The organism is Nitrospina gracilis Nb-211 (genome assembly GCF_021845525.1).
In the GTDB taxonomy this organism is placed as follows: Bacteria; Nitrospinota; Nitrospinia; order Nitrospinales; family Nitrospinaceae; genus Nitrospina; species Nitrospina gracilis_A.
In genome coordinates this window covers 893005-917829 of sequence record NZ_JAKJKD010000001.1, presented here as the reverse complement: position 1 = coordinate 917829, position 24825 = coordinate 893005, and the positions used below count along the sequence as shown (strand labels likewise).

The 24825-nt window shown below is 57.9% G+C and carries 23 protein-coding genes; 9 read left to right on the top strand and 14 right to left on the bottom strand.

Translation table 11 applies throughout. The features are described from left to right. Window positions 1-104 precede the first annotated feature (104 nt). Both J2S31_RS04255 and J2S31_RS04250 read left to right on the top strand, forming a co-directional pair. The gene (locus J2S31_RS04255; protein WP_237097822.1) at window positions 105-566 is read left to right on the top strand and encodes a tetratricopeptide repeat protein; all 462 of its coding nucleotides are present in this window, start codon (window positions 105-107) and stop codon (window positions 564-566) included. Next, entirely contained in the window at window positions 563-1234 is a 672-nt protein-coding gene (locus tag J2S31_RS04250; RefSeq protein WP_237097821.1) for a hypothetical protein, read from the top strand. Before J2S31_RS04255 ends, J2S31_RS04250 begins: the two co-directional genes overlap by 4 nt. A gap of 79 nt (window positions 1235-1313) precedes the next feature. Here J2S31_RS04250 and J2S31_RS04245 read toward each other — a convergent pair whose 3' ends face one another. After that, window positions 1314-2255: a hypothetical protein gene (locus J2S31_RS04245; protein WP_237097820.1), complete on the bottom strand. Its 942-nt coding sequence runs from the start codon at window positions 2253-2255 to the stop codon at window positions 1314-1316. 385 nt (window positions 2256-2640) lie between these two features. Between J2S31_RS04245 and J2S31_RS04240 the strand changes: the two genes are divergently transcribed. Continuing rightward, on the top strand, window positions 2641-2877 hold the full coding sequence (locus tag J2S31_RS04240; RefSeq protein ID WP_237097819.1) for a sulfurtransferase TusA family protein: 237 nt from the start codon (window positions 2641-2643) through the stop codon (window positions 2875-2877). A 155-nt stretch (window positions 2878-3032) separates the two neighbouring features. Here the strand turns inward: J2S31_RS04240 and J2S31_RS04235 are convergent, their stop codons facing one another. The 5 genes from J2S31_RS04235 to J2S31_RS04215 form a co-directional block, all read right to left on the bottom strand. After that, complete coding sequence (locus J2S31_RS04235) at window positions 3033-3806, bottom strand: type III pantothenate kinase (protein ID WP_237097818.1); 774 nt, start codon at window positions 3804-3806, stop codon at window positions 3033-3035. A 40-nt stretch (window positions 3807-3846) separates the two neighbouring features. After that, a complete protein-coding gene (locus J2S31_RS04230; RefSeq protein ID WP_237097817.1) occupies window positions 3847-5685 on the bottom strand; it encodes a carbamoyltransferase family protein in 1839 nt (612 codons plus the stop codon). Between the two features lie 12 nt (window positions 5686-5697). Continuing rightward, window positions 5698-5847 (bottom strand): DUF5989 family protein, encoded by a 150-nt coding sequence (locus tag J2S31_RS04225; protein ID WP_237097816.1) that lies wholly within the window; start codon window positions 5845-5847, stop codon window positions 5698-5700. Between the two features lie 12 nt (window positions 5848-5859). Then, entirely contained in the window at window positions 5860-6285 is a 426-nt protein-coding gene (locus J2S31_RS04220) for a hypothetical protein (RefSeq protein WP_237097815.1), read from the bottom strand. A gap of 91 nt (window positions 6286-6376) precedes the next feature. Next, window positions 6377-7450: a multicopper oxidase domain-containing protein gene (locus J2S31_RS04215; RefSeq protein WP_237097814.1), complete on the bottom strand. Its 1074-nt coding sequence runs from the start codon at window positions 7448-7450 to the stop codon at window positions 6377-6379. Between the two features lie 122 nt (window positions 7451-7572). Between J2S31_RS04215 and J2S31_RS04210 the strand changes: the two genes are divergently transcribed. From J2S31_RS04210 to J2S31_RS04200, 3 genes are all read left to right on the top strand, one after another. Further along, window positions 7573-7923 (top strand): STAS-like domain-containing protein, encoded by a 351-nt coding sequence (locus tag J2S31_RS04210; protein WP_237097813.1) that lies wholly within the window; start codon window positions 7573-7575, stop codon window positions 7921-7923. A 205-nt stretch (window positions 7924-8128) separates the two neighbouring features. Continuing rightward, window positions 8129-8620, top strand: coding sequence for a hypothetical protein (locus tag J2S31_RS04205; protein WP_237097812.1), 492 nt, complete (start codon window positions 8129-8131; stop codon window positions 8618-8620). Continuing rightward, complete coding sequence (locus J2S31_RS04200) at window positions 8617-8838, top strand: hypothetical protein (RefSeq protein ID WP_237097811.1); 222 nt, start codon at window positions 8617-8619, stop codon at window positions 8836-8838. Before J2S31_RS04205 ends, J2S31_RS04200 begins: the two co-directional genes overlap by 4 nt. 6 nt (window positions 8839-8844) lie before the next feature. On the opposite strand, the gene J2S31_RS04195 is transcribed toward J2S31_RS04200, so the two are convergent. The 4 genes from J2S31_RS04195 to J2S31_RS04180 all read right to left on the bottom strand — a co-directional run bounded on the left by J2S31_RS04195 (window position 8845) and on the right by J2S31_RS04180 (window position 12347). Then, window positions 8845-10131 carry a NupC/NupG family nucleoside CNT transporter gene (locus J2S31_RS04195; protein ID WP_237097810.1) on the bottom strand — a complete coding sequence of 429 codons (1287 nt, stop codon included), beginning with the start codon at window positions 10129-10131 and terminating at the stop codon, window positions 8845-8847. An 81-nt stretch (window positions 10132-10212) separates the two neighbouring features. After that, on the bottom strand, window positions 10213-11100 hold the full coding sequence (locus J2S31_RS04190; protein WP_237097809.1) for an SDR family oxidoreductase: 888 nt from the start codon (window positions 11098-11100) through the stop codon (window positions 10213-10215). Further along, the gene (locus J2S31_RS04185; protein ID WP_237097808.1) at window positions 11097-12086 is read right to left on the bottom strand and encodes a CobW family GTP-binding protein; all 990 of its coding nucleotides are present in this window, start codon (window positions 12084-12086) and stop codon (window positions 11097-11099) included. Before J2S31_RS04185 ends, J2S31_RS04190 begins: the two co-directional genes overlap by 4 nt. A gap of 48 nt (window positions 12087-12134) precedes the next feature. Continuing rightward, window positions 12135-12347 (bottom strand): hypothetical protein, encoded by a 213-nt coding sequence (locus J2S31_RS04180; protein ID WP_237097807.1) that lies wholly within the window; start codon window positions 12345-12347, stop codon window positions 12135-12137. Window positions 12348-12566: 219 nt separating this feature from the next. Between J2S31_RS04180 and J2S31_RS04175 the strand changes: the two genes are divergently transcribed. From J2S31_RS04175 to J2S31_RS04165, 3 genes are all read left to right on the top strand, one after another. After that, window positions 12567-14057 carry a mannose-1-phosphate guanylyltransferase/mannose-6-phosphate isomerase gene (locus tag J2S31_RS04175; RefSeq protein ID WP_237097806.1) on the top strand — a complete coding sequence of 497 codons (1491 nt, stop codon included), beginning with the start codon at window positions 12567-12569 and terminating at the stop codon, window positions 14055-14057. A 136-nt stretch (window positions 14058-14193) separates the two neighbouring features. Next, a complete protein-coding gene (locus tag J2S31_RS04170; protein ID WP_237097805.1) occupies window positions 14194-15339 on the top strand; it encodes a glycosyltransferase family 4 protein in 1146 nt (381 codons plus the stop codon). A 22-nt stretch (window positions 15340-15361) separates the two neighbouring features. Further along, window positions 15362-16162, top strand: coding sequence for a transporter (locus J2S31_RS04165; protein WP_237097804.1), 801 nt, complete (start codon window positions 15362-15364; stop codon window positions 16160-16162). Between the two features lie 46 nt (window positions 16163-16208). On the opposite strand, the gene J2S31_RS04160 is transcribed toward J2S31_RS04165, so the two are convergent. From J2S31_RS04160 to J2S31_RS04145, 4 genes are all read right to left on the bottom strand, one after another. After that, window positions 16209-17411 (bottom strand): response regulator, encoded by a 1203-nt coding sequence (locus J2S31_RS04160; protein WP_237097803.1) that lies wholly within the window; start codon window positions 17409-17411, stop codon window positions 16209-16211. Then, the gene (locus tag J2S31_RS04155; RefSeq protein WP_237097802.1) at window positions 17404-20127 is read right to left on the bottom strand and encodes an MASE1 domain-containing protein; all 2724 of its coding nucleotides are present in this window, start codon (window positions 20125-20127) and stop codon (window positions 17404-17406) included. The genes J2S31_RS04160 and J2S31_RS04155 overlap by 8 nt, the downstream gene beginning before the upstream one ends. Before the next feature lie 304 nt (window positions 20128-20431). Continuing rightward, a complete protein-coding gene (locus tag J2S31_RS04150; RefSeq protein WP_237097801.1) occupies window positions 20432-21592 on the bottom strand; it encodes a response regulator in 1161 nt (386 codons plus the stop codon). Window positions 21593-21826: 234 nt separating this feature from the next. Then, window positions 21827-24517 carry an ATP-binding protein gene (locus J2S31_RS04145; RefSeq protein WP_237097800.1) on the bottom strand — a complete coding sequence of 897 codons (2691 nt, stop codon included), beginning with the start codon at window positions 24515-24517 and terminating at the stop codon, window positions 21827-21829. Window positions 24518-24825: the final 308 nt, after the last annotated feature.

Sequence of the window (24825 nt, the reverse complement as noted above, 5' to 3'; positions counted from 1 at the left end):
GAAAATGATATCGCCCGGCTCATGTTCCCCAAGATATGTTAAAATGCGCGCATTGTCGCATGAAGGTCGGGTGTGGCTTCACCTCGTTCAGGAAAGGGCATGCCGTGAAAACTTTCGAAATTGTGAAGACGTTGGTATTGACCGGAATACTGGTCGTCCTGGGGAGCTCCGTCGCCTGGGCCCAGGAGGACAAGCTCCTCAAGTTGTGCGAAGATGGAAACTCCGCCGCATGTTTTGAACGGGGGAAGAAATTCATCGCGCTGGACAACGACATCAAAAGCGCAATCCCCCTGTTCCGCAAGGCCTGTGATGATGATTACATGACGGCCTGCATCTGGGGCGGCATCTACATCCAGAACCAGGGCAAGCAGTACAGCCCGGAATGGAAGGAAGCGGCCAAAATGTTCGAAAAGGCCTGCGAGGCAAAAGAAGACGCCGCCTGCTTCAACCTGGGCGCTTTGAAATACCGCGAAGGACGGCAGAGCGCGGCGCTGAAATGGTTTCGAATCGCCTGCGACATGGGCAATCAACCGGCATGCGGCAACATCATTAAAATAGAAAAATGAGCACGCAACCGAAGAAAGCCAAAAACTGGGAAGAACTCATCAACGATGGGGAAAACTATGCGGGGCGCGGCGCGGAACTCACGCCCGTGCAGAAAGCCCTGTTTGAAAGCATCCGCGACAAGGTGGTGCTGAAAGTGCAGGACTCCTTTGTCTTCGCCAAGCTGATGGACACCGAAGACCCGGGCTACCCGGTGGAACTGGCGAAACTGATCGCCGACTTCGAGCCGCTTGACAAGGTGACCTCCCTCATCATCACCCACAACAAAATGAACGCGGAGGCCCTCCGCATCATCACCGAAAGCAAGGTGCTGGGCAAGATCGAGTACCTGCACCTGGGATCGAACGCGCTGGGCGATGAGGGCGCGCGGGTGGTGGCGGAAGCGCCGATGTTCAGCGAGGTCCACACGCTGAACCTGGAATGCAACGGCATCGGCCCCGAAGGCGCGAAAGCACTCGCCGCTTCTCCCTACCTCACCAAGGTGCAGTCGCTCAGCCTGGTGGACAACCGCGTCGGCGAGGAAGGCGCGTATGCGTTTGCCGATTCCGACACGTTTTCCAATCTCACCTACCTGCACCTGGGCGGCAACCGCATCAAATCCGACGAAGCCAAAAAGGCGCTCCGCGAATCACCCAAACTCTCCAAAATCGAAAAACTGAAAGTGTTCTGAAATTCGCACAGGGAACGACCACCGACTGCCGCCACACGGTGGCACGGCGTGATCGCGGAAGGATCGGACTCCCGTCCCCTCACTCCTCTTCGTAATCCGGACGCAGGAGTTCCGGGCGGGAGTAGTTGACGAAGTCGGGGTTGGTCTCGACGCCCTCGGTCAGCACCAGCGTTTTGAGTCCGGTGAGCGTCTTCGTGTAATACACCGCATCGCCGCCTTCCTGACCAAAGTAGTTGCGGCCCATGAACAGCTTTTCCAGGTTCGGAAAGTGCGTGCTTTCGCCGATGGCCCTGGCCCCGGCGTCGTCGATGGCGTTGTTGGTGAGCCACAGTATTTTGAGGTTGGGCAGGGGTTTGAGCGTAGCCAGCGCCGCCGCGCCCGCTCCCATCAGCTTGTTGGACGCCAGGTTCAGCTCCTCCAATCCATCGAGCACCGTGCCCGCAAACAGGGCGCGCACACCGGCCTCGGTGATGTAGTTGCGCTCGAGAATCAGCGTCTTCAGGCTTTTCAGGTTCTGGCTTGCGCCCAGCGCTTCGGCCGTGGCGTCCGCCACTTCGTTCCAGCCCAGGTTCAAGACCTCCAGTTCCTGAAAATGCGCCGAGTTCACCAACGCCACCGCGGCAGGATCTTTCAGGCGGTTGTCTTCCATCGACAACGCCTTCAGGTGCGTCACCGTCACCCCGTCTGCTTCCGCGAGTTGCTTCACCCCGGATTCGGTGATGAAGTTGATGGACAGATTCAAATCCTCCAACTGCCCCAGGTTGGGCGACTGAAACAGCGCCAGCAGGGCCTCGTCGGCGAGCTGGTTGTCGGACAGATCGAGGGTTTTGACCGTTTTCACCGCTTCGCATTCGGCAATGATACGGGCCTCGTCGGTGCCAAAGTAGCGGCCGGTCAACGCCAGACGGGTGGCGTCCTGCTCCAACTGCCGAGCGATTTCCGCGTGCAGTTTTTCCGCTTTTTCCTCGTACGTGGGCTCGTTCGCTTCATATTCTGTATTTCCATCGCTTCGGACCGCCATAGCGTTTTCTCGACTTTCCTTAGTAAAACAAGGTTGGTTGGAACTACCGGCTTTTTCGATCCGGCGCCCCCGATTGTAACAAATCCCCGGCCCGCGCCAAACCTTCCCCAGGGCTAAAATGGACCTGCCGAACCCGCCTGACCGGCACCGCCCGCCATCTCCCACAAAAAGGGGGAATGGACTGCCCCGGAAACCTCCCCCCTCACCATAGAAGCAATATCCCAATATTTATCAGCTAGTTACAACCCACCCTGATGATTAAAAAAAATTAATGAACTGTTCATTTTCTTTTAATGTTGCCGTCCTATATTAACCACAGTACACAAAGTCACCCGGGAGAATCCTTCAACCGACCACCATCATCTTAATAAACAGGAGTGGGACAATGACCGTGTTCAAAACGCTCGATACCCGTGGGCTGTCATTTTTCAGCGCAACCGACCAGTTGAACCAGGCCTTCAAAGACGTCAAAATGAATGGCATCCTGGAAATTATTCTGGATAAAAAGAAAAGTTTTTCCGAAGCCTTCAGCGGCTGGGTGGAATCTAAAGGATATAAGGTGTCCAACCGGGATGAGGACGCCCGGCTGGTGCGCTTGTTTATAAGGAAATCAAAACGATAAAATAGAGATAGAAGAATATAGCGGATAATGAATACGCCAGATATGCCGTTGCCGGCTTTTTCGACTACTGATTTTCCTGGGGTCCCTCCTCTCCCCGGGTTTTAGCCCCTCCTCTAGTCGGGAAAGCCGGTTTTTTGTGTAAGCCATTTTGCGCTTCACTTTCCCTGCCGGTTGCGGTCGTACAGAATCTTCAAACCTTCCAGCGTCAGAAACGGATCGATCACCTCCACCACCGGCGCCTGGTCGGCGATGGCTTTGATGAGCCCGCCGGTGCCGATCACTTTCGCCTTCTCCCCCAGTTCTCCCTGCATCTTCGACACGATGTTTTCGATCATGCCCACAAAACCAAAGATGGCTCCGGCCTGGAGGCTCTCCACCGTCGATTTGCCGATCACCTTTTCCGGCCGCACCAGGTCCACGGGCGACAGCTTCGCCGTGCCTTTGTAGAGCGCTTCCATTGAGATCTGCAGGCCCGGGAAAATCGCGCCGCCCAGGTACTCGCCTTTCTTCGACACCACGTCAAACGTGATGGCCGTGCCGAAATCGACGATGATGAGCGGCCCGCCGTATTTTTCCAGTCCCGCCACGGCGTTGACGATGCGGTCCGCGCCCACTTCCGCCGGATTCTTGTACAGGATGGGGATGCCCGTCTTGATGCCCGGTCCCACCACCAGCGGTTCCGTCCTGAAATACTTGCGCGACAACTCCTCGAACACCGGGATGAGCGGCGGCACCACGCAGGAGATGACAATGTCGTCGATCGTGCCGGTGGTGATTTTGTTCAGCAGAATGAATTCGTTGACCAGCACCCAGTATTCGTCCACGGTGCGGTTGCGTTCCGTGCGGATGCGCCAGTGCGTGCGCAGGCAGTCCGCGTCATACAGCCCGAACACAATGTTGGTGTTGCCGATGTCGACCGCTAAGAGCATGTGCGGAAATCCTGAAAGACGGCGGAAGCGGCGGGACGGTTCAGTCCAGCTCAAACGCCCCGGCGTGGTTGTTGATGAGAGCGGGGTTCTGCTCTTCCTTTTTCAAATAACAGTTGCCAATGGCGAGCACATCGATCTGGGTGCCCATGAAACAGCGAAACGCGTCTTCCGGCGTGCACACGATGGGCTCGCCGCGCACGTTGAAGCTGGTGTTGACGAGCACCGGGCACCCGGTGCGGCGCTGGAACGCCGTGATCAATGCATGATAGCGGGGATTGGTCTCTTTGTGAACTGTTTGAATGCGTGCCGAACAATCGACGTGCGTCACGGCAGGCAGATCGGAGCGCGGCACTTTGAGTTTATCGAAACCGGTCCGCGCGAGATCGTCTTCGGTTAAGGCGCGGCGGCGCGGACCGGCCACCTCCGCCACCAACAGCATGTACGGGCTGTCGGTGTCCATGTCGAAATACCGCCCCACCTCCTCGCGCAGGACCGACGGTGCGAACGGGCGGAATGACTCGCGGTTTTTGACCTTGAGATTGAGCACCGACTGCATGTCCGGCGAGCGTGGATCGGCGAGGATGGACCGGTTGCCGAGCGCGCGCGGACCGAACTCCATGCGTCCCTGAAACCAGCCTACGGCGCGCCCTTCAGCCAGCGCCTCGGCGCAGGCGTCGATCACCCCACCCTCCTCCATCACCACGAACTGCGCCCCCGCCGCATCAAGCCGTGCCTGGATTTCCTCCTGCGAAAACTGCGGACCGAGAAACGCGCCCTGCATGCCGTCGAGGGACGCGCTCACCGTGCGGGGCTGACCCGCGTGCAGGTGGTGGGCGCAGTATGCCGCGCCCAAAGCGCCCCCGGCATCCCCGGCGGCGGGCTGAATCCAGATGCGCTCGAACGCCCCGTCACGCAGGACACGTCCGTTAGCGACACAGTTGAGCGCCACCCCACCCGCCAGGCACAAATTTTTCATGCCCGACGCTTTGGCGATCGACCGCGTGAGTTTCAGCAGAACCTCTTCCGTCACAGACTGGATCGACGCCGCGATATCCATGTGCCTCTCCGTCAGCGCCTCGGCGTCTGCGTTACGCGGCGGGCCGCCAAACAGGGCGTGGAATTTTTTGTTCGTCATGGTGAGGCCGGTGCAGTAATCGAAGTAAGACAGATCGAGCCGGAACGTGCCGTCGGCTTTCACATCGATCAGATGTTCAAGGACGGTGTCCTTAAAACGCGGCTGGCCGTAGGGAGCAAGGCCCATCAGCTTGTACTCGCCGGAGTTCACCTTGAACCCGATGTACTGCGTGAACGCGGAATACAGCAGGCCCAGCGAATGCGGGAAATGGATTTCCTTATGGAGAGCGAGTTCGCGCCCGCGGCCGATGCCGAACGAGGTCGTCGCCCACTCACCGACGCCGTCCAGGGTCAGCACCGCCGCCTCTTCAAACGGCGACGGGTAGAATGCGCTCGCCGCGTGGCTCAGGTGGTGCTCGGAAAACAACAGCGCCCGCTCGGGGTCGCCTTCCCATCCCATGGCGCGCAGTTGACGCACCAAGAGCGGTTTCTGAAACAGCTTCTCCTTGATCCAGACGGGGATGGCTTTATGAAAAGTGCGGAATCCTTTGGGCGCGAAGGCGAGACTGGTTTCCAGCAGGCGCTCGAATTTAAGAAAAGGTTTGTCGTAAAAAGCGATGCAATCGACCTCGTCGAGGCCGAGGCCCGCCTGTTCCAGGCAGGAACGGATGGCGTGGCGGGGAAAGCGGGCGTCGTGTTTCTTGCGGGTGAAGCGTTCTTCCTGCGCCGCGGCCACCACCACTCCGTCCCGCAACAGCGCCGCCGCGCTGTCGTGGTAAAAAGCGGAGATGCCGAGAACAACCATGACCCGGCAGAATCAGAACAGGGTGTAGATGAATGGCGCCACGGCGGACCCTTGAGTCAGAATCACCAGCCCGCTCATCATGAGAAGCAGAGTCACGATGGGCAACAGCCAGTACTTCTTGCGGACCCGCATGAACACCCACAATTCCTTAACGACCGTCACGGAAACCTCCCGCTAAAACTGATGGATCAGCGATTCCGGCTCGGGACCGGGGGGATCGCGGTCAATCCAGTAACTCGCGGCGGCGGGGTCCCGCCGCATTCGCAACAGGTCTTTTCCTAATATACTGAGGAAATTTCCTGTCGGAGTCACCACACAGAAATAGAGAATGCCAAGAATCACCGGGCTGATCACGCTACTTAAAATCTCACCCAATTGAATCCATCTCCGATTGAGCGGACGCAACCAGATGGGCCGCCACACGGCGATCGCCAGGGTTCCAGCCGCAGGGATCAGAAATACCGTACGGGCTGGCTCGCCACCCAATAACGGCCACAGCCCGATCCCCGCAAACACAAAGGTAAAAACGAGGCCGAAACTCCTATCGGAAGAACCTGATGCTCGATCGTCTTCCACGCAGTCGATTTCGATGGCATTCATGCCGACAGATTATATATCAATTTTACGTTTTCTTCACCTGCATAGGAAAACAGGAATGGCGGGAAGGAGGATACGTACGATAAAAACCGCTTCAGGGGCTGGACAGCAGGCTGGGGATGGGGGCGCCCTCGACCGTCAGCAGTCCGTAGGAGCCGCGGTCGATGCGAGCGATGGCGTGGTCGAGCAGGACGTAGTCGCCGGCGTTCTCCAGGGTCAACTCGACCGCAGACGCGCCACCGGCGGGCACCAGCGTGGTTTGCACTCCGTGACGGGGCGGGCTCATGGCCCCTTCCGGATACACCCGGTCAAACACCTCGCCGATGATGTGGAAATTGAGCACCCGCGCCACCCCACCGTTGCCGACGAAAATGCGGATGCGTTCCCTCTGCTTCACCTTGAGTGCGCCGGGACCGGTGAGCGACTGCACCCGGCCGTTCCACACGATATACTCCGGCTGTTCCCGCATCATCTTGTCGGGGGAAAAATCCTGAAAACCCGTCTCACCGACCGCACCCCGGGTATAAAATTCGCCCTGCATGATGTAAAATTCACGGTCCACTTGGGGCCAGCCGTCTTCGGGATCGATGACGATCAGCCCGTACAGGCCGTTGGTGATGTGCGACGGCACATTGGGCGTGGCGCAGTGGTACAGGTACACGCCGGAATGCAGGGCCTTGAAGGCGATGGTCCGCGTCTCGCCCGGCTTCACCTCGGAGAGCGCCGAGCCACCGCCCGGACCCGTGACGGCGTGCAGGTCGATGGAATGCGAGTGCGTGCTGGTGGCGTGGTTGGTCAGTGTCAGCTCCACCGTATCGCCCACACGCGCACGCAGGAGCGGGCCCGGCACGGTGCTGTCGAATGTCCAGAACACATACTCCGTGCCCGGGGACAGGGTGGACACCAGCTCGCGAAATTCCAACTTGAACTTGACGGTTTCGGATTTCTTGCGTTGAATGGGCGGGGGCAGGTCGTGCGGCCGCTTGGCGATGTCGTCAACGCGGATCAGTTGGTCCACATCGACTTCATGAAAATGCGGCGCTTCGCCGGGCCCCACGGAAGGCAGATGGCCCGAACGGTGCGGATGATGATGCAAGTCCTCCGCAATGGCGGGGGATGCCAACATCCCCGCAAACAGCCACAACAGCGGGCTGATACGAATACTCATGACATCTGGTACTCCCGAATGGCAAAGCGAACTTTCTTTTCAATCGCCCGCATTGGTGCTTGAAATCAGTATAAGGGATCGCATCATGCAGGGAAAACCTTATATTTCCCAGGAATTCGAAAATGGAAATCGCACTGAAGGAAGATATCGGCACCCGGTGTGTTGCGCTCGACGACGGACTCCGGCTTTATGAAAAAATCCTGCCGCAATTGAAGACAAAGCAACCGGTACACATGGACTTCACTGGAGTGGAAGCGGTGTTCTCGCCCTTTTTGATGGGGTGTATCGGGCGCCTGCTGGATCACTTCGAAAAAGAGTTTTTGATGGAAAACCTCGTGCTCCGCAATATTTCGCCGGAACACCTGAAGACCGTCAACGAATTCATCGACCGTGCCGAACAACGGCTTACTGAGAAAACCGACCTGGAATCGATGAAGGAATTTTTCGAGGAAGATGAACTCGGCGACATCTGAGCCGGACGGGTTCGTCCAGCCGGGGCGGGCGCAGTCCCCCAGCCTCACAACCGGCGGGAATGAATGCGTTGAAATTGGTGTTCCGTCCGCATACCCTGCGTATTTTTCAACGCCTGCGGCGGGCTCGGTCCCGTTCTTCCCACAGGTGGGAAGACAAATTCGATCTGAATTCGTATAATAGGTGGCTCAACCAAAAGGGCCTGACATGAATCTTTATAAAGCTTATTCGCTGATTCCATCGACACGTCTGACGATGGACCACGAAGAGGATGACATTCGCATCGAGTGGATCGTCTATTTCCGCGACGAGCCTCTGCCCGTACACCAGATCCTGGCCAACTACCCGCAGGCGCTGGAAATGCACGAGGAGCAATCGGCGCCCGAATACCTGCGCTGGATCCAGAGCCGCGTCAACAACCTGTTACTGGAAGAGGAAAAAGAAGAGTTGGAGTTGTACCTGACGGAGAAATACGGCATGCCGGTGTATTTCGAGAAAATGATCATCCCGATCGATGTCAAGAAACTGCCGTGGTTCCGCGAACGCTACATCAACAGCATGGTCATCCTGCACGAGCGCGGCGACCCCTTCATCCTCAACTCCTGCATCGTCGGTATGGTTTCGCCATTCAAAAACTTCAACACCGTCCACACCGTCAGCGATTTCCTGCAGGAAATCGACCGGCAGAACGAGGTGTGACCCATGACCCCTTCCCTTCCGGCGCTCCGCTTCCACGCCGCTCCCTTCCCGGCATCATGAACGACCCGCGCAAACCGGGGGAGAACGAACGCGCTCCTCTCTCCGAAAAAGAAAAGCGCGAGGTGTACTCCGTGTACGTCGCGGTGATCGGCGTGGTGATCATCATCATCTCGTTTTTCTGGAACATCGTGTCCCTGCTGTTCGGCGGCGGCGAGTGACGCCCGTCACACCAGCACCCCGGCGACGCATCCCGTAAGCAGGGTCGCCAGAAACGACGTCCACAACGCCCGCACACCCAGCACCGACACTTCACGCACCCGCTTCGGCAGAAGACTGGACACACCGCCGATGAAAATGCCCATGCTGGCGATGTGCACGAAGCCGCAAAGCGCGTAGGTCAGGATGGTGAGCGAACGCGGCGTGAATGCCGGGACCTCCCCGCCCTGCACCGCCGCCAGCGTGAAGTACGCCGTCACCTCCGTTTCCACAAAACGCGAACCGAGAATTTCGGACGCCGTCTGCCACTCGCCGGGTTGCAATCCGAGCAGAACCACAAACGGCCACGTCAGCCAGCCCAGGATGCGCGCGAGTGTGACCGGTTCCCCACTCACAGCGGGCAACAGCTTCAGCAGAAGGTCCAGCACCGCTTCCAGTCCCAGCACCACAATCAGCAAAGTGGCGATGCCCACCGCCATGCCCACACCCTGTCTGCCGCCGTCCATCAACGCCACCATCAGGTTGGCGGGCGGCGTCTCGCTTCCGTCGTACGCCGCTTTGGCGGGCACCTCGCCCGCGGTGACGGGCGATTCGCTTTCCGGCAGGGTGAGCTTGCTCACCAGGATGGCGCAGGGGATGGAGATGATCGACGCGGACACCAGATGCCCCGCGATCTGCGGAAACACGTTCTGCAAGGCCAGCACGTACACTGCAAGCACGGTGCTCGCCACCGTCGCCATCATGCAGGTGAGGAGCGTGAGCAACTCCGAGCGGGTCATGCGCTCCAGGTATGGCCGCACGGTGAGGCTGGACTCGATGCCGACAAAGATGTTCGCCGAAGCAGACAGCGCCTCCGCGCCGGACAGGCCCATCAACCGGTAAAAGATGCGCGCGAAAAAACGCACCACCGCCTGCATGACATTCAGGTGATACAACCCGGCCACCACCGCCGAGAAAAAAATCACCGCAGGCAGAACCTGCATGGCGAGCACGAAACCGATCGACTTCGTGCCATCGGGCAAACCCTCGCCCGGACCCAGAGCCAGCGGGCCGAACAGGAACACACTGCCCTTGCGCGATGCGGCGATCAACGCGAGCAACGCGTCGTTCACCCACGACAGCGCGTCGCGCGTGAACGGAAGCCAGAAGGTGAGCGCGCCGATCAGCCAGATGAGAATGAGGCTTCCCGCCAACGTGCGCGCGTTCGGGCGGGCGCGGTTACCGGTGGCCCAGGCCACCAGGGCGAGAACGAAAAATCCGGTGAGTGACAGCAGTCGGTACGGGGCGTCGTCCATGCTCCTCCTTATGCGGGTTCCATTGGCAGGCGGACCCGCGGGGGTCCGGGTCGTTGGATTATACCAAAGTGCCCGTTCGGATCATTCCAGTTTGGCGGCGAGCGCCTTCAACCCCTCACGGTAGTCCGGGTAATGCAGGCGCACCTTCAACTCTTTTTTGATGCGGAAATTGTTGACGCGCTTGTTGGTCAGGTAAAAGCTTTTTCCCATCTCGCTTAAGTTGGCCTCTTCAAACGGGATCAACGGCGGCGGTTCGATGCCCAGCAGTTTGCAGGCGAACTCGGTGACTTCCGCGGGCGGCGCGGGACAGTTGTCCACTACGTTGTACACCCGGCCCGGGTGCGGCCGTTCGATGGACGCCTTCAGCACCTGCACCACGTCCGCCACGTGCACCCTGCCAAACATGAGGCCGGGTTTGTCGATGCGCTGGGCGGCACCTTGCCGGACCTTGAGCAACGGATTGCGGCCCGGACCGTAAATGCCCGCCAGCCGGAACAGGTTAACGGGAAGCGCGCGTTTGTAGGCGAGGCGCATCCACTGGGCCTCGGCCTCGGCACGACGTTTCTGGTGCGGGAACGTCGGCGCGGGCGGCGTCTCCTCATCCACCCAGTCGCCATCGCGGTCGCCATACACGCCGGTGGTGGAAAGGTAACCGATCCACTCGAGGTTCGGCAGGGACATCAACATCTCGCCGAAGTGGTGCAGGACCACGTCACCCGCCTCGCCTTTGGGTGCGATGGTGACCAGCACGTGCGTGGCGCCGGCTAGCAGAGGGGCCGCATCGGGCACCGTATCCGGGGCGTCGAACGGGCACACCCGCCAGCCCCGCTCCTCGAGCATTCGCTGTTTTGCTTCACTGCGGCAGGTGCCGGAGACACTCCACCCCTCGCCGTGCAACGCCGCCGCCAGGGCGGAGCCCACGTAGCCAAGACCAAAACAGAACAGTTTTTTTTGCGTTGAGGAAGTCACACCATGCAGGATTCAACGCCCGCTTGCAGGCGTTCGCGGTTGAGGTTTCTGCCGATGAACAACAGCGTGTTCTGGCGTGGGGTGCCGCCCCACGGACGGTCTTCCCTGACATCGAACATCATGTACACGCTCTGGAAGATGTAGCGGTTGGGCGAGTCCTCGACATTCAGAATGCCCTTGGCGCGGAACACGTCCATGCCCTCGGTGAGAAACAGCATCTGCAACCAGATGTTGAAGCGGTTGGAATCGATGCAACCGGGAACGGTGATGCCGACGGAGGTGATGGCGTCTTCCGCGTGGGTGTGGGCATGGTCATCATGATGTCCGACGAGTCCGTCGGCATCGTCGAATGCCAGCCGCTTCAGATCGAATCCGCCGATGTCCAGCACCCATTCCAGATCCAGTTGCGAATGGCGCGTCTTATGAATGGTGGCCATGGGGTTGATCTCGGCGACACGCTGGCGCACGCGTTGCAATTCGTCTTCCGTCACCAGATCGGTTTTGTTGAGCAGGATGACATTGGAAAAGGCGATCTGCTCCCACGCCACGTCCAGCTCGTCGAGGTAGTTCCAGATATGTTTGCAATCGACCAGCGTCACCACCCCGTCCAGCGTCAATCCCTGTGCGATCTCGTCCTCCACCATGAAGGCCTGCGCGATGGGGCCGGGAGAGGCGAGGCCCGTCGCCTCGATGACGATGTAGTCGATCTGCTTCTGCCGGGCGAGCAGTCGGTTGAGCGTTTCGATCAGGTCACCCTTGATCGAACAGCAGATGCACCCGTTGCTCATCTCGAACAGATCCTCATCGGCGCCGATGACGAGGTCGTGGTCGATGCCGATCTCGCCGAACTCGTTTTCGATGACGGCGATGCGCCGGCCGTGCCGGCCGGTGAGGATGTGGTTGAGCAGGGTGGTCTTGCCGGAGCCGAGAAACCCCGCCAGCAGAGTGACAGGGAGCTCCCTGTGTTTTCCATTATGGTCTTGCATGAAAGCCTGACGGCAAAAAGGTGAGTTTGCAAAAACGGAGGCGAACGCTCAGGAAGCGCGTGGTCCGTCGGCAGGCGCGTCTTCCGTGCGGCCTTCCGTCTCCCGGACTTCCTCGTAACGTTTGTCGATTTCCAACTCGTCGTACACCTTGTCGATCTTCGACTTGATGCCGGGCCGGGGCTCGCTGTCCTCTTTTTTCACAAAACTTTTGTCGGCGAGCACCGACTGCCAGAGTTGCTTTTTCTTTTCATTCTCCGCCATTGGTTTCTTGCCTCCACATACTGAATGAAATGAAAAAGGGGCGGTTATCGCGGCCGCGTTTTCGGGCCGGCCCCCATTCTACAATAGGCCGCCTTTTTCCCAATGATTTTTATAAACGATTCTGTTAGTCTGAAAATTCAGGGGGTTGCCCGATCATACCCATGATCCGCGCCCCCTTTTTTGTGGGCTTCACCCCAAGGCCGATCACACGGACTGAACATGATTGTTCCCGTCATTCTCTCTGGCGGCGCGGGCACGCGGCTGTGGCCCCTGTCGCGGGAGGACCATCCCAAACCATTTCTGGCTCCAGCGGGCGGCGACTCCCTTCTACGCCGCACCTTCGACCGCGTTCTGAAATTTGACGACACCGAGCGCATCGTCGTCGCCGGACCGCATCACCTGCAATACCCCATTCTAAACGAGTACGCGGCGCTCCCCGGCCACGGCAACGTGCCGCTGGATTTCATCCTGGAACCGATGGGACGCAACACCGCTCCGGCGATCGCGCTGGCGGCGTTGTATGTCTCGCAGGAAGTGGGGCCGGAGACGGTCCTGTTCGTCCTGGCGGCGGACCAGCACCTGGCGCGTCCGGAAGTGTTGCAAACGGCGGTGGCCACGGCGCGCGAACTGGCGGAGAATAATTTTCTCGTCACCATCGGCATCGAGCCCGAACGTCCGGAGACGGGTTACGGTTACATCGAGTTGGGCGAATCGCTGGAGCATATGCTGTCGCCTTCGCCGCTTCGCGCCGAGCGCGGCGTGACGGTGCAGGAAGTCACCCAGTTCGTGGAGAAACCGGACCGCGAACGCGCCGAGGCGTTTCTCGCTTCCGGCCGTTACCTGTGGAACGCGGGCATGTTCTGTTTCCGTTGCGACGTGTTCATGGGGGCACTGTTGCGCACGGCGCCGGAGGTGCACGACAGCGTGCTGAACTGCTGGCAGGGGTCGCGCGTGCGTGACCGGGCGCTGAAGGTGAACCGCGACCGCTTCCGGAAAGTCCCGGCCATCTCCATCGATTACGCGGTGATGGAAAAAGCGCGGCAGGTGGCGGTGGTGCGTTGTGATCCGGGCTGGGACGATTTGGGCAACTGGGAGGCGGTGGCGCGTTGTTTCCCCGAGGACGAGCACGGCAACCGCGGCGAAGGCGACATCCTGCATCTCGGCAGTGAACACTGTTTCGTGCAGGCGGGGTCGCGGCTGGTGGCAGTGGTCGGCATGAAAGACGCGTTCGTCATCGACACCGAAGACGCCCTGCTGGTGGCGGACCGCGGTCATCTGGACTCGTTGAGACAGGTGGTGGCGGAGTTGCGGAAACGCAACCATCCGGCAGGCGACACCGGCCGCGAGGTGATCCGCCCGTGGGGCCGGTTCGCGGTGATCGACCAGGGCGAAGGCTACCAGGTGAAACGCATCGTCGTCGCGCCCGGCGGCATGCTGTCGTTGCAACTCCATCACCATCGCCTCGAGCACTGGGTGGTGGTGCAGGGCGAATGCCGCGTGATCCTGGCGGACAGCGAACGTGTGCTTGGCATCAACGACACCATGCGGATCCCGCCCGAAACCCGCCACCGCGTGACCAACTGCGGAGACGGGCCGCTCATCATCATTGAAGTTTCCACCGGCACCTATCTGGGCGAGGACGACATCGTGCGCTTCGCCGACATTTACGGCCGGGTGCCGTCGCCGGACGAAGCGGTGGAACCGGATTGAACCTCCCTCATACTGAATTCAAGCCCAGGCAGGCGATATTCCAAAAATGTTTGCAAATCGCCCCAAAATCCCGCAAATTGGATACAACTCTTTGAATCCAAATAAATTTCCAGCTTTGAAGGAAGGCCGTCTTCGTTTGAAACTGATCGTCAACACAGAAATCCTGACGCCTCCGCCGCGAGGCATTGGAAATTATGTCTTCCATCTCCTGCAGGAACTCCAGGAGCAGGAGACCGTGGGGACGGTGCTGTGTTTCAACGGCTCCGACCGCCTGCTGACGGTCGACGAAGTCACCGCCCGGCTCAATGCCGCTTCCACCAAGCCGAAAACCCTGGCCTGCCGGGAAGCGTTGTGCGAAGCGCCGCGCGATGCCATCGATGCCCTGTTCCGGGAGCTGACCCGGCCGCATGCCGACGCCCTGTACCTGGAGCCCGAATTCCTGTCCCGCCCGTTTGAAGGCCCGATGGCCGCTCTCGTTTATGATCTGTCTCCGGTCCGGCATCCGGAGTTTCACCGCCAGGCGTACTGCACCATGATACAGACCTATGCGCCTGTCTGCCTGGAACGGGCGGCGCACGTGTTCACCGTCTCCGAGTTCACACGGAGCGAAATCATATCTTCGTGGGGGGTGCCGCGGGACAAAATCACCATCATCCCGCCCGGCGTTTCCCCCGCCTTCCGGCCACGCAAACCGGATGAAGTGGAGGCGGTGCGGGCGAAATACAACCTGCCCTCGCACTATTTGTTGTCCGTTGGCACGCTGGAACCGAAAAAGAACCAGACCAACCTGATTGCGGCGTACTCCCGACTCCCCATGAATCTGCGGGAGGATTATCCCCTGGTGCTGGTGGGCGCACCGGGATGGGGCACGGAACGGTTGCAGGCGGTGATTCATTCCTACCACCATCCGGGAGAGCTGTTTTACCTGGGGTATGTGGACCAGGAGGATCTGCCTTTCCTTTACAGCGGCGCTTATGCCTTCGTGTACGTGTCGGTGTACGAGGGATTCGGCATGTGCCTGCTGGAAGCCATGGCCAGCGGCCTGCCGATTCTGACCTCCAACCAGTCGGCTTTGCCGGAGATGGGGAACGAGTCCATGTTGATGACCAATCCCCTCAACCTGAATGCCTTGACGTCCAACCTGGAACGTTTGATCCGTGACGATGAGTTCCGGTCCAAAGCCCGCGCGACGGGACCGAAAAAAGCACGGAGCCATTCATGGGAAACCAGCTGCCGCAAGATGGTGCAGACCCTGTGCAAAATTTCGGAAACTGCTTTCTGAACCCAAGACCAGAGTCAGCGCGATGCGAGTCACCTTAACGGGGTCCTTCCTCGCAGTCCTGTTGCTAACGGCGCCGCCTTCATGGGCCGCAGACACTTCACCCATTGTCACCGACCGGCCGGGGCAGTCCGACGCGAGCAGTCTGGTGGCGCCGGGCACCCTGCAATTCGAGTTGGGGTACACCCTGACACACGATGACAACAATAGCCACACCCTCTCCCACGCCCCAGCCCAAGCTCTTTGGCGGCTGGGATGGACGGAGTGGCTGGAGTTCCGCTTTGCCCTGGATGGCTACGCGCACCAGGAAACCCCGAGCGGGGCGGACAATGCGGGATTCGGCGACGGCAATATCGGCACCAAATTTTATTTCTGGGGGCCGCGGGGAATGCGCCCGGAATTCGCTCTCGACTGGGGAGTGAGCCTTCCCTTCGGCGATGACGAGGTGTCCCGCAACCGATACGATCCCTTCGTGCGTTTGCTGTTCACCAGCGTGGTCACTGACCGCTTCAGCATTACCTACAACCTGGGCACGGAATGGGATACCACCACCCTGCCCAGCGGCGCGCGGGAAACCCTGGGCGCTTACACCTACACTTTTTCGCCCACATATGTGCTCACCCCGCAATGGAGCGTGTTCGCGGAAGTGTTCGGCTCCATCCCGATGGACCCGGCGGACGACGCGCACACCTTCAACGGCGGGGTGTTGTGGCTGATCACGCCGGACTGGCAGTTCGATCTGTCGGCCGGTGTGGGGCTGAACGATGCGGCGACCGATCTGTTCATCGCCGCGGGTCTGTCCACCCGCTGGGCGAATCTGTTTTGAGCCGATGGGTTGCCGACGACGGTGGGCCGAGGCGGGCCGGGCGGGATCACTCCTCCGCCATGACCTGGATGGGTTCCTTGATACCGGTGATGAGGTGGTGGTTCTTCAGGAGAAGCAGTTTGGCCTGAGTGATGATCTGGCCCGGTGAGAGCAACAGCGTGCCGTCCACCGAGTCCACCCGCTTCGCAATGACGTGGCCTACCTTGAGGCCTTCGAGCGTGACGGATTTCAAGCGCTTTTTTTCTTCCTCCTGAACCTGGTTCTGGAAGTAGCCGTACAATTCACGCATCAGATCCAAATCGTACCGCCCCTTGCGCTCCTTCATTTTTTCCAGCGCCTGCATCCGGGTCAATCCCATGCTTTCCAGCTCGACGAGATCGAACACCAGGTTGAGGATGCGCGAGCCAAGCGGAATGGATTTGCCTTCCAGCGTACCGGGAGGGTAGCCGGAGCCGTCGTATCCCTTTTTGTGATACAGCACGATTTTGGAAACGTCCTTGAGGTGGGGGATGTTTTCCAGAAGTTTCATGCTGGTTTTGGGAATGCTGCGGAATAGTTCCTCTTCGCGGACGGAAAGCGGCGCTTTTTTGTTTCTCTTGTAGAGGATGTGCGGTGGAATGGTGATGTTGCCGATGGGAGCCAGCATGGCGGCCAGTTCCAACTGCCAGATTTCTTCATACTCCAGAACGTCCGCAATTTCCCTGACCACTTCCCGCACCCGGGTGCCGCGGCTGAACAGGTTGCTGTCGAAATTGGTCAGCAATTCCATCAGGATGGACACACTGCCGTTGAGGGTTTCTTCCAGCACTTCGCGGGTCTTTTCGTATTGTTGCTTGAGGGACCGGCGCAGGTGAAGCAGTTCGAGATGGTTGCGGACGCGGGCGCAGACCTCCTCCTGTTGAATGGGTTTGCGGATGTAATCGACCCCCCCGGCCTGGAAACCTTCCACCACGTCCTGGGTTTCGCGCCGGGCCGTGATGAAGATGACTGGAATGCCGAGGCCGACCTCTGTTGCCTTCAAACGGCGGCAGGTTTCGAACCCGTCGATGCCCGGCATCATGACGTCGAGGAGAATCAGGTCCGGAAAGAGTTCCGGCACGATCTCAAGGGTTTCGTTGCCGCTGGAGGCAAATGCGAGACGGTACCCTTCCGGCTCCAGCGCTCCTCTCAAAACGGCGAGGTTGGAGGGAGTGTCGTCCACAAGCAATATGCGTTTGTTGGTTCTGTCAAATTTCTGGAAATCAACCATGCCCGACGGTATCTAAAACTTTGAGAATTCCTTCTTTATCAAACTTTTCGGCTAGAGATCTGAGGTGTAATGCCAGTTGAGGTCCCTCAGGCTGGATTTTTTCGACCTCGGCCAACTGCTTTTCTATATCGGCAATCATACCTAATTTTGCCATTTTTTTCAGGTTAAGTAATAGAAAATCAGGGACCTTCACCTTGGAAAAATTCACATCGGACGTGCACAACTTCGGCTTTACTATATCTTCCGTCGATCTGCTTCCCGGTCGATGTTCATACTCGACACCCAGCACCTCTTGCATGGTTTTCAGGATTTCCTCCCGCAGAAAAGGTTTGCCGACAAACGCATCCATGCCCTCATTGAGGAAGCGGTTGCGCTCGTGGCGGTAATTGGAGGCGGTGACGATAACAATGCGGATGTCATGGTTTTCGTGCTGGATGGCTTTCGCCGCTTCGAGGCCGTTGAGGTGCGGCATTTTGAAATCCATGAAAATGATGTCAGGCTTCCATTCGCCTGCGATCTCGATGCCTTCCTTTCCTGAAAAGGCCTTTTTAATTTCCACACCGATGTCGATGAGCATTTCACACAGGACATCGACGTTGGCCTCGTTGTCATCCACAACGAGGGCCCGCACCCGGCAGCCGGGAGCCAGCCGCGCGACGCTGGACAAACTCCGCGTGGCGGGTTTCCGCTTCTCGACGACCGCCGGGAGAGGAATGGAAAACCGGAACAACGAGCCTCGGCCCAATTCGGAGTCGATTTTCAGATCTCCGTTCATCATTTTTGCGAGCCGTTGGGAAATAGTCAAACCCAGACCCGTCCCGCCGCGTTCCATTCCTTCCCAGTTTTGCTCGTAGTAACTGAAAATCGTCTCCTGCCTGTCTTTGGAAATGCCGATGCCCGTGTCCCGGACTTCGAACTGATACACACCATCGGTTTTTTTCAGTACCCGAAAGCCCACGGCGCCCTCATCGGTGAACTTGAGGGCGTTGTCCAGCAGGTTGATGAGGATCTGACGCAGTTTCCCCTGGTCGCCGTGCACCCATTGCTCGCCGCTTCCGAGATCATCGCGAAGGTCGAACTCAAGGCCTTTTGCATCGCACCGGACGCGAAAGATGTCACACAAGTCGCTGACCAGGGCGGACAGGTTGAAATCCTGATAGTTCAACTTCAGTTTGCCGGCTTCGATTTTGGAGAAGTCGAGAATGTCATTGATGAGGTCCAGCAGGTGGTACCCCGCTTTCTGGATGCCTCCCAGTTTGGCCCGCTGTGTGTGGTTCAATTCCGGATCCTTGTTCAGGATTTGGGTGTAACCGAGGATGGCGTTCATGGGGGTGCGGATTTCGTGACTCATGCTGGAGAGAAAAACGCTTTTGGCGCGGTTGGCCTGCTCGGCTTTTTCGCGCGCGGCGACGATTTCGCGCTGAATTTTCTTTTTCTCGGTAATGTCGAGGGCAACCGCGAGAACCCAGTCCTCACCATCCACACGGGCCAATTGAAGCCGCACTTCCACCGGATACGTGGTTCCATCCTTTCGCTTGTGCAGGGTTTCCACCACCGGCTGGGGATTTTCCCCGCTTCTCAACCCTTTAATCAGATCACTGAGCCTGCGTTCGTTGTACTCCGGGGCGATGGCCAGTGGGGTGCATTTCTGCAATTCTTCCAGCGAATACCCCAGGTTCTGGCGGGCGCCCGGGTTGACGTAAACGAACTGATAGGTTTCAGGATCGACCAGGTAAATTTCATGGAAGGCCTGGCTGAGCAGGTTTCCCAACTGGATCGACTGGCGCGTGGCCTCCAGAATCCGGTTGAGCAAGGAGTGCAGGAGGTAGGTGGCCATCATGAGGCCGAACAGATACACCTGCACGAAGAGGACGCTTTTGTCGTGATCTCCGGCCTGCGTGTAAACGGTCTGGCCGATGCCCCAGATGGTCAAGAGACTGATTCCCACCATGAGCACCACACCCCCCAGATGACGGAACCGGAAGATCGCCCACACAAGCAGAGGAAAGGACAGGAGGATGAGCGGGTATTCCTCAAAAGTGCGCGGGGTGTGGAAAAGGATCCGGGCGCCGGCGTACAAAAGAACCGCCAGCAGGACCGCCTCCATTTTTTTCTGTGAGGTCAGCGGTTGCAGGCGGGAGGCTTGAAACGCGGTAAAGATCGGGGTGACCATGAGAACGCCCAGGCTGTCGCCCAGCCAGCCGGTCAGCCACGCGATTCCATAATCCTCCCAGGCCAGGAGGTCGGCCCAAACCAGCGCGGTGACGGTGAAATTGGTATGAATGAGGCTGTTGAGAAGCCCACCCACAAACACAAATACGGCGAGGTCCCGAAGATGATACAGGGGGTGGGGATTGATCAGCCACCGGCGCTGAATGTAGCCGCCGGTCCAGGTTTGCAGGGTCGCGCCGAAGGCGATCAAAATACCGATGCCGATGAGTGTGCCGAGAGAGAGGTGGGACACTGGGTGGGGGTGCAGGCCCAGCCAGAAAATCAAAGTCATACAGAACGCACCCGCAAACACGCCCGGAAGAATGCGATCACCAAAAAGCAGATAAAACCCCAGGGCCACGCCCAGTGGAAGAAATACCGGGAATGAATGGCCGTGAAAATGCGCCAGTGCGGCAAGCAGGCAACCACTCAAAATGTAAAAGGTCGCCACCAGGGCATTGGTATAGACGATTTTCAGCCTTTCGGATTTGGCTGGCGTATGCATCCCTGTTCACCTTCCCTCTCGGAATGGAAAGCGCCCATTCGGTTCCAGCCGGACCTATTTGATGGATTTCGCGACAACGATCCATTCTGAAAAACCGGGGCGCATGACGGAGTATTTAAAAACAACGGTTCCCCAAATGTGCAGGGCCACTGATCGCATGCCCGGATGGACTCCGGGAACCGGCAGATGCTCTTCTTTTTCAGATTAAAGAAATCCGGGGGTTTTTGGTATGCCAAATTTCGCTTTTCCAAATTTTTGCCGGGCGCCTTTCAGCCGACCATGGGCAACGTATAAAGCCCTCTCCTCAATCCTCTCTTATCAGGATCGGTTCCTTGATGCCGATGAACTCCTGATGATTCTGCAACAGCATCATATGCAGTTCCGTGATGGTCTGCCCCGGGTTGAGCAAAACCATCCCTTCCTTGTTTTCGATTTTATCGGCCAGGACCAGTCCAGTTTTCAATTCGCGAAAGTAAACCGCTTTTTCAGACCTTGTGTCCATCTTCGCCAGTCGTTCTTGCCGGTCTACATACACTTGAAACTTGGCCATCAGGAAAGGATCGTACGGCTTTGGTTTCACAGTCAGGCGTTCCAGGGCCTTGAGGCCATTCAAGCCTTCCATTTCTTCTTTCACAAAATCGGCAAGCAGTTTGATCGCCCGCGATTCGATGGGTAAAGACTCGCCGCGCGGGCCGTCTTCAGGATACCCACTGCCGTCATAACCCCTTTGGTGATAACGCACGACATTGGCGATTTTTTTCAGGTGCGGAATCCTTTCCAACAGTTTGGCCCCGGATTCGGGAACCTGGCGGATCATGTTCCTTTCCACCATGGTCAACGCTTCGTTATTCCGGTAGCGGGCAATGGTGGCCGGGGGGATGGCAACGAACCCGATCGGCAGAAACATGGACGCGATTTCAAGTGTGGCGGTATCTCCAAACCCGAGGGCGGGCCCACTCTCTTTCACCAGTTGGCGCAGGCGCGCGGCGTGGTTGAAAAGAAGGGCATCGAACCCCGCCAGCACTTCATGGAAAATGTTCAGGCTTCCGGTCAGTGTTAGCCCGAGGAGTTCCTGCGTACGGCTTACCTGCGTTTCCAGTGATTGACGCAGGGTGACCAGTTCAATATGACTGCGGACGCGGGCGCAGACTTCCTCCTGCTGGAAGGGTTTGGTGATGTAATCGACTCCCCCCGCTTCGAATCCCTCCATCACATCCTGGGTTTCCCTGCGAGCCGTGATAAATATTACGGGGATATCTTTTCCTAAGGGAATTTGTTTGATTCGGCGGCACGTTTCAAATCCATTGATGCCGGGCATCATGACATCCAGCAGAATCAAATCCGGTTTCAACTCGGGCAGGATTGCGAGCGCATCCTCGCCGTTGGAGGCAAAAGCCAGTTGATACCCCTCTACCTCCAGGGTCCCTCGAAGGACGGTGAGGTTGTCCGGTTGGTCATCGACCAAGAGGACCGTCCAAGACTTTTTTTCGGTTTTCACTTTCTCCATCCGGTCTCTTTGGAACCGCGAAGCCAACCGTTGCCCAATCACGCAAGGAGTCCGTTTTTTTCAATGGCGTTGCCCGGACGGAGTGGCAAGTCCGGCCTTCGCGAACAGCTCCCGTTCCCGGCGCCGTGTTGCTTATCCCCTTTTAAGGAACCTTCCTGCAGGAAACTTTGCGATTCCACATGCAAATCAAAATCACGGGAGCGGTTGCGGCGCAGACGCCTCCAGGGCCTTCAGGATTCCCTGTTTGTCAAAGTTATCCGCCAACCGGCGTAGCCGCCTGGCCAGGTTTGCTTCGTCCGGCCCCATGCTCTCGAGTTCTCTCAGAGTTTCTTCAAATTGACTCATTAATCCCAAACGGGCGGATTGCTTCAGATTTACAAACAACTGTTCCGGAAGAGTTACGGGAGCGCCCCCGCCTTTCGCTTCCACGGGCTCCTCCTGAAAATCCGTTTTCATCCGGTAGACAAAATCGACGCCCAGAATATCGTGCAAGGCCTTGAACACTTCCGCACGCAAAAAGGGCTTTGCGATGACACCCTGAGCGCCTTCCTTCAAAAAATATTCCTGCTCATGGCGATAACCGGAAGCGGTGACCATGATGATTTTGGTGGTTTCCGCACCCAGGTTCTTGTGAATCATTTTGGCGGCATCAAGTCCGTTCAAACCCGGCATCCGGTAATCCATAAAAATCACATCCGGCTTCCATGCCAGGGCGCGGTCAATGGCATCCCAGCCGCTGACCACCGCCTGGCATTCCACGCCGATCTCGGTGAGGGTCTCCTGCAGAACCTCAATGCTCGACTGGTTGTCTTCCACGATGAGGGCGCAAACGGCCTGGTCCGCGGCCAGCGCCACCACACGGTCGTAATCGCTCAGATCTTCCATCGGGCATTCCTGGGCGGGAGACAGCTTTATGGAAAAATAAAAACGGGAACCCCACCCGGGATCGGATTCCAGTTTCAGGGTTCCCCCCATCATCCCCACCTGTTTCCTGGCAATGGCCAGGCCCAGCCCGGTGCCCCCCTTTTCCAGACCGATTTTATTCTGGATGAAATAATCAAAGACCGCTTCCTGCTTTTCGAGGGGAATGCCGCATCCCGTATCGATGACTTCAAACAGGTATCGATCCTCCTTTTCCTCAGACACGCGAAAAAGCACCTCACCACGGTCGGTGAATTTGACGGCGTTTTCCAGCAAGTTGATGAGGACCTGGCGTAGCTTGCCTTGATCGCCTTCCACCCACTGTCCGGGATCGCCAAAACTGCAATCGACCTTCAACGTTAAATGATTCCTTTCACACCGGGGCTTGAAAATGACCCTGAGGTCTTCGACGAGGCTCGACAGGCTGAACTGCACCACGGTCAATTCCATTTTCCCGGCTTCAATTTTCGAGAAATCCAGAATATCGTTGATCAACCCCAACAGATGATTGCCCGCTTTTCGGATTCCCTCCACCCGCTTCTTCTGTTCGGATGACAAGGCGGCGTCACGTTCCAGAATCTGTACATAGCCCAGAATGGCATTCATGGGCGTGCGGATTTCGTGACTCATGTTGGAAATGAACATGCTTTTAGCCTGGTTGGCTTCCTCCGCACGGATGCTAGCGTTGAGGATGGCTTCCTGCGCCTGGAGTTTGTCGGTGACGTCCATGGCGATGGACGTCAGGTATTTTTTATTTCCGAACCTGGCTAAGCTCACATATTCCTCGATAGGGTAAGTCGAGCCATCCTTGCAGACATGAATGGCCTCCACCCGCTCCATTCTGTTCGGGTTCTTCAACAAACGTTCGACCAGGTCGTTCAACTGTTGGGGGGTCATGCCCTGTGTGAAATCCAAAGGCTTCATGCGCAGGACTTCTTCCAGCGAATACCCCAGCCTTTTGCACGCTCCCTCGTTGACAAAAACGAAGTCCCCGGAATCCAGATCAACCACGTAGATTTCATTGATGGCCCGGTTGAGCAGGTTTCCAAGCTTTTCGGATTTGCTTTGGTGATGATGGCTGGTGGCGATGGTGGCGCCCAGGATGAGCGACATCATGGCCAACACGAACAAGTACAACTGAAGCAGAATGACCGCTGTTTCCACAGGTTTGGCCCCCATGGGGCCGCGCCCTTCCACTGTTCCCCAGACGGCGACCAGGGCAGTATAAAGTACCGCCAGAACGGCGCCAGGCTGATGAAAACGGAGGGCCGCCCACGCCAGAACCGGAAACAGCAGGTAAACCAGGGGATAGTCGGTTTGCGGCAACCAGAGCCCATACACCAGCTGACTCACCACATATAAAAGGAACGCAAGCGCCACCGCCTCCCAGTATTCCGCGGGGGAGAGCGATATTCGGCGCTTTTTCTGAAACACCAGAAAACAGGGGGTGACGTGCATGACGGCAAGCAGGTTCGACATCCAACTGATGAACCAGTATGACCCACTTCCTGAATACGGGACCTGCCCCACAAGCCCCAAAAGGAGCAAAGACCAGGTGGGAAACACAAGAGTGGAAAGGGTAGTCACACCCAACACAAAAGTCAGGACCTCACGGATACTATTGAGCGAGGTGTCCCGCGCCAACCACTTTTGAACCAGGGTTGCTCCCACCCATGCCTGCAATAAACTACCGAGAGCCAACAGCGAGGAAAGTCCCAGAATTTCCGCTTGAGCGATATCCGTAAAATGGGTTTGACCGAACCATGTGAAAAATGCCGCGGCACCGAACCAGATAGCCGGACCCACTCGGTGGGAGTAACGCAAATAGACGCCCAGAGCGATCCCGTGGGGCACATGGATGATGAGGCTGGCATCAAGCGGATGAATCAACTCAGCCATCATCACTCCGCTGGCAAAGATCAGGAGCATGACGACCAGGTTGAGTTTCAGGACTTGAAACATTGTTTGAGAATTCGCTTTCGTCATGGGTCTGCCTGCATCGCAACTATTGAAAACCACCACCAGGCCCAGATGAAAGGGGAATTCAATCTATTATGGCAACTGGTACCCTCCCTGGTTCCGTTCACCTAAATAATTCTCGCATATTAGAAAAGAAACAGAAAGCTCTATTTGGCATACCGAAAGGTTTTGGTGGAAAGGCATGAGCGGGGACAAGGGTCGGCCGAAGGAGCGCTGCCTCTTCGGGTGCGGGAAGATAAAAAATTTAAAGCAGGTCTGCCGGGAGGGGCCTCCGGGCTGGAAGGCAAGGC

Bases quoted from the DNA above. Each gene is read 5' to 3' on its own strand.
- J2S31_RS04220 (WP_237097815.1), bottom strand. From the start codon at position 6,285: ATGAATGCCATCGAAATCGACTGCGTGGAAGACGATCGAGCATCAGGT.
- J2S31_RS04210 (WP_237097813.1), top strand. From the start codon at position 7,573: ATGGAAATCGCACTGAAGGAAGATATCGGCACCCGGTGTGTTGCGCTC.
- J2S31_RS04215 (WP_237097814.1), bottom strand. From the start codon at position 7,450: ATGAGTATTCGTATCAGCCCGCTGTTGTGGCTGTTTGCGGGGATGTTG.
- J2S31_RS04155 (WP_237097802.1), bottom strand. From the start codon at position 20,127: ATGCATACGCCAGCCAAATCCGAAAGGCTGAAAATCGTCTATACCAAT.
- J2S31_RS04175 (WP_237097806.1), top strand. From the start codon at position 12,567: ATGATTGTTCCCGTCATTCTCTCTGGCGGCGCGGGCACGCGGCTGTGG.
- J2S31_RS04235 (WP_237097818.1), bottom strand. From the start codon at position 3,806: ATGCTCTTAGCGGTCGACATCGGCAACACCAACATTGTGTTCGGGCTG.
- J2S31_RS04165 (WP_237097804.1), top strand. From the start codon at position 15,362: ATGCGAGTCACCTTAACGGGGTCCTTCCTCGCAGTCCTGTTGCTAACG.
- J2S31_RS04160 (WP_237097803.1), bottom strand. From the start codon at position 17,411: ATGGTTGATTTCCAGAAATTTGACAGAACCAACAAACGCATATTGCTT.
- J2S31_RS04250 (WP_237097821.1), top strand. From the start codon at position 563: ATGAGCACGCAACCGAAGAAAGCCAAAAACTGGGAAGAACTCATCAAC.
- J2S31_RS04205 (WP_237097812.1), top strand. From the start codon at position 8,129: ATGAATCTTTATAAAGCTTATTCGCTGATTCCATCGACACGTCTGACG.
- J2S31_RS04185 (WP_237097808.1), bottom strand. From the start codon at position 12,086: ATGCAAGACCATAATGGAAAACACAGGGAGCTCCCTGTCACTCTGCTG.
- J2S31_RS04240 (WP_237097819.1), top strand. From the start codon at position 2,641: ATGACCGTGTTCAAAACGCTCGATACCCGTGGGCTGTCATTTTTCAGC.
- J2S31_RS04245 (WP_237097820.1), bottom strand. From the start codon at position 2,255: ATGGCGGTCCGAAGCGATGGAAATACAGAATATGAAGCGAACGAGCCC.
- J2S31_RS04180 (WP_237097807.1), bottom strand. From the start codon at position 12,347: ATGGCGGAGAATGAAAAGAAAAAGCAACTCTGGCAGTCGGTGCTCGCC.
- J2S31_RS04230 (WP_237097817.1), bottom strand. From the start codon at position 5,685: ATGGTTGTTCTCGGCATCTCCGCTTTTTACCACGACAGCGCGGCGGCG.
- J2S31_RS04195 (WP_237097810.1), bottom strand. From the start codon at position 10,131: ATGGACGACGCCCCGTACCGACTGCTGTCACTCACCGGATTTTTCGTT.
- J2S31_RS04145 (WP_237097800.1), bottom strand. From the start codon at position 24,517: ATGTTTCAAGTCCTGAAACTCAACCTGGTCGTCATGCTCCTGATCTTT.